This window comes from Moorena sp. SIO2C4, from assembly GCF_010672485.1.
GTDB lineage: Bacteria > Cyanobacteriota > Cyanobacteriia > Cyanobacteriales > Coleofasciculaceae > Moorena > Moorena producens.
In genome coordinates this window covers 1-7,310 of the sequence record NZ_JAAHGN010000310.1, presented here as the reverse complement: position 1 = coordinate 7,310, position 7,310 = coordinate 1, and the positions used below count along the sequence as shown (strand labels likewise).

At 45.6% G+C, this 7,310-nt stretch carries 7 protein-coding genes; all 7 read right to left on the bottom strand.

From position 1 onward, the window contains the following. On the bottom strand, nt 1–789 hold a 789-nt coding region (locus tag F6K20_RS17245), incomplete at its 3' end, for a glycosyltransferase family 2 protein (RefSeq protein ID WP_287295425.1). A 95-nt stretch (nt 790–884) separates the two neighbouring features. Next, nucleotides 885–2,078: a glycosyltransferase gene (locus tag F6K20_RS17240; RefSeq protein WP_044492474.1), complete on the bottom strand. Its 1,194-nt coding sequence runs from the start codon at nt 2,076–2,078 to the stop codon at nt 885–887. 16 nt (nt 2,079–2,094) lie between these two features. After that, nucleotides 2,095–3,270 (bottom strand): glycosyltransferase family 2 protein, encoded by a 1,176-nt coding sequence (locus F6K20_RS17235; RefSeq protein ID WP_008181227.1) that lies wholly within the window; start codon nt 3,268–3,270, stop codon nt 2,095–2,097. A 30-nt stretch (nt 3,271–3,300) separates the two neighbouring features. Further along, nucleotides 3,301–4,458: a glycosyltransferase family 1 protein gene (locus F6K20_RS17230; protein ID WP_008181229.1), complete on the bottom strand. Its 1,158-nt coding sequence runs from the start codon at nt 4,456–4,458 to the stop codon at nt 3,301–3,303. 22 nt (nt 4,459–4,480) lie between these two features. After that, nucleotides 4,481–5,368, bottom strand: coding sequence for a glycosyltransferase (locus F6K20_RS17225; RefSeq protein ID WP_287264668.1), 888 nt, complete (start codon nt 5,366–5,368; stop codon nt 4,481–4,483). Between the two features lie 313 nt (nt 5,369–5,681). Further along, nucleotides 5,682–6,845 (bottom strand): glycosyltransferase, encoded by a 1,164-nt coding sequence (locus tag F6K20_RS17220; RefSeq protein ID WP_008181233.1) that lies wholly within the window; start codon nt 6,843–6,845, stop codon nt 5,682–5,684. A 107-nt stretch (nt 6,846–6,952) separates the two neighbouring features. After that, nucleotides 6,953–7,310: ATP-binding cassette domain-containing protein (locus tag F6K20_RS17215; protein WP_287295424.1), on the bottom strand; the 358-nt coding region annotated here is incomplete at its 5' end.

The window sequence follows — 7,310 nt, the reverse complement described above, 5'->3', positions numbered from 1 at the left end:
AGGGTTATCAAGATTACATTTTTTAGCGACATGCAGGTAGTCTTGACGGTAGGTATCGGGATTCCATTTGAGGTAGTAGTATTCTTTCTCATCAGGATAAATAGGGGGAGGAGGTAAGAAGGTGACCACGGCTTTCGGCTCAAAAACGATGGGCACTTGCTTGTCATAAAGTGCAAGGCTGACATCAACCTCCTCTTGAGCCGTGATTGATTCATCAAACTCGCCAATGCGATCGAAAACCTCTGTTCGGAACAGCATACAGTGGGTTTCTATAAATTTCATAGTTCTGCGGTCACTAGCATTTCGGTCATCCTCCTTGGGAGTACTTCGAGGAAGTATTTTAAGCTTGATTCCATCAGAGGTTTGTATGGGTTTGATATCATCTAGTCGATCGTCAAAGTGAACCTTCTCAAATTGTCCTAATCGCTCAAGTACGAGCGGGGCAGCAACGTCTGCTGGATATTCATCACATGCCTCAATTAGGCGGGAAAGCCAACCGTCTTCTACAAGCACGTCATTTTCAAGCAAACATAAGAAATCATCCTTGGCTTCTCGGATCGCCAGGTTTCTACATTGGTTAGGCAGTAAGTGGTGATCTGTATGGATAAACTTGACATTCCTCTGCCCCTCCAAGACGTTTTCAATCTGCTGTCGATAAACTTTCGGGATTTGGCAATCCACCACAATCAGTTTAAAAGGGATGTGGGTACGATCGTAAATTCGTTGTAGACATTCGGCTGCAACGGAAAATCTTTCTCTTGGAATAAAACCGATGGTTACTGTTGACATAATTAATTTTTCCTCGCTCGATTTACTTTTTTAATCTTAATTGAATGTTTGTCTATGTTTGGCTTTGACTCAATTTATACACACAAAATTCAAATCTAAAACCCTGCATTCTCCATTAACCTACTTATCACCTTCTCGGCGGCAAAATACTCAGTAGCAATGTCCCGTGCAGCGCGACAGTTTCCCTCATAGTCACTCTTGATTGAATCCATTGCTTTCAGAATATCCTCCATGGTTTGAAATGCGAAGAGTCCCTTACCTGTAGGCAAAAACTTGCTAAACCCCGTTTCCTGGGTAATTACAGGGCGACCGGCAGCAAGATAGCAGACAGAGCGATCGCTGAACCATCCCGTTCGGGGACGAACGTACTGTTCTTTAGTTACTGTAAATTCCCCCAAAGAGCTGCAAATATATTGCCGATAAGTGGAGGGATTCGTTAAATTCCGGGCTGAGATAATCTGCCAACCATAATGACGCATTTTAGCTGCTTCGCTCTCGCTAATTCCCTCAAGGGCTAATTCTATGGGAAAGTGAGAATGTAAAGGCAAATCTATGAAGCGCCGAAATTCTGAATCTTTCCGCCAAGAATAGTTTTCATTTTGCCAAACGATGTCTTTTTTCAGATTCTTCCAAGTTGAGATGGTTGTGAGCTTTGCATCCACCTCTAAGGAACTAACATTAGACCACCAGTCAATACAGACGGGTGGTCTTGTGGGATGCCATTGATACCGTTCAACAGGAACAAGGCAGTCATCTTTACCCAGGTTATATCCATAGGTAAACAAGTGATTGTAGCTGTCAAGTTGGCCGATCAACCAAGACTCATTTTGGGCAACACGCACCTGATCTACAAATGGATCTGTTTGTAAATAGATAAGACAATTAATCTCACTATGTTCAGGACGAAGGTAATGAGCACCGCAAAGATTGATAACTGCATCAGCCTCTCGATAAAGCCTTTGCAATCCATCTGAATCAGCAGCTCCAAGGCAAACATTTTGTTCGCTAGGAGGACGAAAAATCCAGCGCTCTCCCATTCCCAAACTGTTCATATATAGAGAAAGATATTTAACATTCTCAGTGTAGTTTGGTGTGTGCCAGAGAGTTTTGGGGTCCTGAAGGGGACTGTCAGAATCCTCTACATACCAAACATCAAAGCCAAGTCTTCTTAGACCTGCTAGATAGTGCAGAACCTGCCAGGTCATCCCTCCGAATGGATAAGACGCTAACAGCCCCCAGACAATAATTTTTCCAGCCGTAGCCGGTGGATATTTGCTTAATAACTCCAATTTGCTAATCTCCTTGCTAAAGATGCTCTTCCAACTTGAAAACAATAAGGCGATCGTTGCTTAGCACGCAGGGAAATTTTGCACGGAGATAGTTATGAAACTCTGAATAGTACTCCAACCACCAAAATGTGTGCCAGGCAAAGGCAATATGGGTTGCTCCCAACTGGCGTAAGCGCTCCAATTCCCGAATTGCAGTTTCATCGTCTGCTGGCTCCCCCCAATACTGTCCATCTTTTTCAAGAAAGGGAATAGGTTGGAGCCCATCAACGATTTCAGTACCTAGCCACCGGGCCTGGTCAACTAGGATAAAAGGAACATCAGGACCGACAAGCGTTTTGAGTTCTTCTTTAACTTTAGATAACTGAGCAATTCGGCGTCGATCTTTAACGAATTCGATAGATCCAGGCATGCGAAGCAAATTCCACTTTTTCTGAATGCGCTCATGACTTTTATGAGCCCGATCCATATCCCATTTCATCAAAAAATATTCCTCATCTTCAGGAGAAGGAGGATAGGGCGGGAGGTAATTTATCTCACACTTAGGCTCAAAGACAACTGGAACTCCAGCACTATATAAGGCCAAACTCAGATCGATTTCATCCCGTGTGTTCAGTTCCTCGTCATACAGCCCTATGCGATCGAAGACGTTTCGACGAAACAGAAGGCAGTGTTGCTCCATAAACTGGACTTTCCTAAGCTCCTGCCCTCGATCCGTTTCTTTGTCATCTGTACGGGGCAAAATTTTCAATTTTATACCTTCAGAAGTTTGCACAGAGTGAACTTGATTTAAACGATCGTCAAAGTGAACCGGAGCCTTCCTCGATCGCCCTTCCATGAGTAATGGGACGGCAACATCCGCCGGATATTCCTCGCAAGCAGTGATGAGTTGAGTAAGCCAACCGTCCGATACTAAATTGTCGTTTTCAATTAGACAAAGAAATTCATCTTGGGCTTCCTGAACGACCAGATTCCTAGACTGGTTTGGAAGCAAATAGTGATCTCGGTGAATAACTTTGACGTTTTCACGCCCCTGCAGTATCTGTTCAATCTGTTGCCAGTAAACTTTGGGAGTATTGCAATCCACTACAATTAAATTGAAGGGGATATGGGTATGGTCAAAGATTCGCTGCAACGACTCAGCTGCTAGAGAGAATCGTTCGCGAGGGCTAAAGCCTATAGTGACTGTTGGCATGTTGTCATCTCCTTGATAAAATTTTTCTGTTCAACTCATAGCTACTTCAAGCAGGGGGGGTAGAACCCGATCTGTGGAAAAATATTGTGCTGCGATTTGACGCGCAGCAAGACAGTGCTGTTCATAATCAGCATTGATGGACTCGATTCCCTCCAGTGCTTCGGAGAGGTTACGGAAAGTGAGAATCCCCTTACCCGTCGGCAAGTAATCACTAATGCCTGTGTCTTGCACTAAAATCGGCCGACCAGAGGCAAGATAGCAGGCGCTGCGATCGCTAAACCAGCCCCCACGACTCAGAACATAGCCTTGTTTAGCGACACTAAATTCAGCGCGAGATTCTTGTATAAACTTGCGGTACGACCATGGAGTTTGGGTTGCCAACCAGCCTGGGACAACCTCCCATCCATTTTTAGACATTTGCTTGGGAGTTCCTCCTGTCAAGGCTATCCGGAATAACTGAGATGTATACTGTGGCAAATCAAGGAACTCAGTGAACTCTTTATCTTTCTGTCCGTAATGAACTCCTTGATAGATAACTTTGTTATAGCTATGAGACTTCCCATAACTTTTCCACTGGAATATAGTAGTAAAGTAATCATTAGAACTATGTTCAAATAGAGGCCATTCCGGCAAAAATATCGGAGATAATGTCTTAATCCATTTATGATCTGCTGTTGGAATTGAGCAGTCTGTTGCCTCCAGACGCTGAGCAATTGAGAAAAGCTGCTCACAATGAGAAACCATATTGCTTAGCTTCACATCGCCGCTAACCAGCCTCATTTGAGTAAAGCCAGGGTCTGCATCAATGAATATGCGACGTTTTGGCCAATTATATTCATCTCTCCATAGAGATAGCGGTACGGCACGAACAATTAACAGCTCTGCCTGCGAACAAATATCCAGGAAATCATCAAGTGCCATTCCCTGAGATTGATTTCCAGCACGGTAAATCCACTTTCCTTGAAAATCAAATGGTTCAAGACAATCACGGATGTATGTAGTAGGGTACTCTAAATCATTTGTTGATTCCTCATTTTCCCAGTCATACACCCACGATTGCTGCCCGCAATCCTCTAAGTAGAAGACATCATGACCGAGTGCACGCAAACCCAACAAATACTGGATATTAATCCAAGCATGCCCGCCAACAGGGAAACGACCTATACTACCAGAGAAAATAATAATCACTCTATGCTCGCTCCATTAATACTTAAGTCGTTTTGATTGCCCATTCCACCAAAGATGAGAGAATTTTTCTGGCCTCGAAAAACTCTTCAGCAATCGATCTTGCAGCGCGACAGTGGAACTCGTAATGGTTGTTAATCTCCTCGATGCCAGCTATAACTTCCTCAGGTGTACTAAAGGGGATAATACCAGACCCAGTTTCCAACCATTCGGAAAAACCAGTTTCCTGAGTCAGCACCGGTCGGCCACTCGCCAGGTAGCAGGCACTTCGCTCACTGAACCAGCCACTGTTACTTGCCACATAACCTTGCTTAGCCACGCTGAACTCCGCTTTTGACTGCTGAATGTAGCGCTGATAGGTCCAGGGATCCCGTGTCGGCTCAAGGGAGTCACGTAACACCCAGCCCTTGCTGCAGAGGAGATCTTGGGGAGCTTTTCCAACTGCCAGTTCTAAGATAGAACCAACTTTTTCAGGGAGATTCAAGTAAGGCTCAAATGAGTCCGACTTCATACCATAGCGACTTCCTTGATACTGACGCGCCGGATAACTCTTCCATTGCATGACCGTGGTAAACATTCCCTGTAATGGCGCTGGTGTTATTGGCCAGGCATCCAAGACAATTGGTTGGCGGGTTGCTTTCCAGGGTAGTCCATCATCGGGAATAGTGGATCGGTGGCTGCCAATGTTTTCGCCAAATGAGAGGAAGGCTGTATGTTGTAAAGCCCGATTTCGTGCATCAGGATTGGTCAAATGCCGAATTTGGGTAAAAACTGGATCGGTGTCAACCAAGATGCGTTCAGGAATTTCTACGAGCCAAGGGCGCAGGGGATTCATCCCGGAGAGATTTAGTAAGAGATCCGCGTCCGTACAGATACGAATCATATCATCAGCACGAGGCCCTAACCATCGCAATTTATGTGCGTCGAAGTAAGCCCAGCAATCATTGAGCCCTACTTTCTCGAACGTGCGCTTTGTAAATTGCAGTCCGTAGGTTGGATTGGTATCGGTTACACCTCTTACAGGGTCGTAGCACGAAGGGTAATCATCACTATCTTCAACAAAATACACCTCGTGTCCAAGCCGAGCCAAACCTATTACATATTGCAAATGATGCCAGGTCAAACCTCCTACTGGTCCACGCACGATGTAGCCAAGTACAATAATACGCAAGCGGCCATCTGTGAGTAGCTGAGGTCTAAATACATTAGCAGTTCTCAGTAAAGGACTAACCATGCCTATTGTATACCCCCTCAATGAGTTGGGATAGCACTTTATTTGAATCGAAATAAGTTTCAGCAATTGCCCGTGCCACTTTTGAGTGCCGCTCGTACTTTTCTTCGACTTCCTCGATAGCAGTAACCGCCTCCTCTATCGTTGTAAAAGGTAAGATACCTTCACCCACTGGAAGCACAGAAGAGAATCCAGTATCTTGAACTACCACAGGTTTACCCGCTGCTAAATAACAGGCACTTCGACAACTGAACCAACCGGTTTTTCCTGCTACGTAAGCATTCTTGGCTACGCTCCATTCAGCTTTCGATGACTCGATGTAGTTCCGATAGCTATCCAGATCGGGACAAACTTTTTCGGGATCAACTACCTGCCAACCATTATGAGCAAGTATCTCACGAGGGGTACGGCGAGTTTTCCCAGCATTAACGGCGAGTTCAAGCTCTACATCAGGAACTAGCTTCGGTAGTTTCATAAATCTCTTAAATTCAATATCTTTTTGACCATAAGTTAAGCCATTGTAGGTAATTGGCTTGTAACTAGTCCAATTCATCACAGTTGTAAAAGTATTGCGCTCCTTAGCTGAAGGATGCCACTCCGACAGAACAATTGGCTGTCGGGTGGGACGCCAATGGTGACCAGTTTTTGGTATGGCATCGGCAAGTGTCTCCCCAAAGCTGAAATGGATATCATGGGCATCGACCATTTTTTGAAAGTCAGCTTGTCCTCGCGCTAATTTAACCTGGGTGAATGCGGGATCTGAATCGATATAAACTAGATGCTTCACTTGCCGATAGTTCCAAGGATACATGAGGGTACCCGAGACATTGATCAGCAAGTCCGCAGATTTAATCACCTCGTTCCGTTTCTGTTCGGAAAGACCAAACCATTGAGATTCCCAGGGGAAGCAATATGCCCATTTATCCCCCAGCCCAAAACGGGCCATCAAGTTAGCAAGATACTGCACGTTGTAGTCGCAACCAGCGGAGACTCCACCCTCAGTCGGATTGTAAGGCCATTGACCAGTATCCTCAATATAGTAAACATCGTGGCCAAGCTGCGCCAATCCAAGTACATATTGAAAGTAGTCCCAAGCAACTCCGCCCAGAGGGTATTGGGCAATTAACCCCGTGACAATGACTCTAAGAGATGATTTCATCTTTATGCGAGCTCCTTCTGCTCACTTGAACGAGTCCTTAAGGTATTTTCAGTTTCCATCTCAACCGCTTTAACACCGCAGATCGAAGATTATCAGGCGATTTGCTCTTATCTGGAAGTCGCAGACCTATATGGAGGGGGAGATCGGCTTAAACCACAGCTCTCATAAAAACGATGGTAGAATCCAGCGTCCTCCAGCAATTCCTGGTGCGTCCCCGCCTCCACCACCTTTCCCTGCTCCAACACTACAATCCGATCTGCCTGCCGAATCGTGGACAGCCGGTGGGCGATGATGAAGGTTGTCCTGCCTGCCATCAACCGCTCTAAGGCTTCCATCAGCAGGGCCTCGGTCTGGGCATCCAGGGCAGAAGTGGGTTCATCGAGAATCAGCACTGGCGCATCCTTGAGCAGTGCTCTGGCGATCGCAATCCGCTGCCTTTGTCCTCCCGAAAGGGTGCCTCCTCGC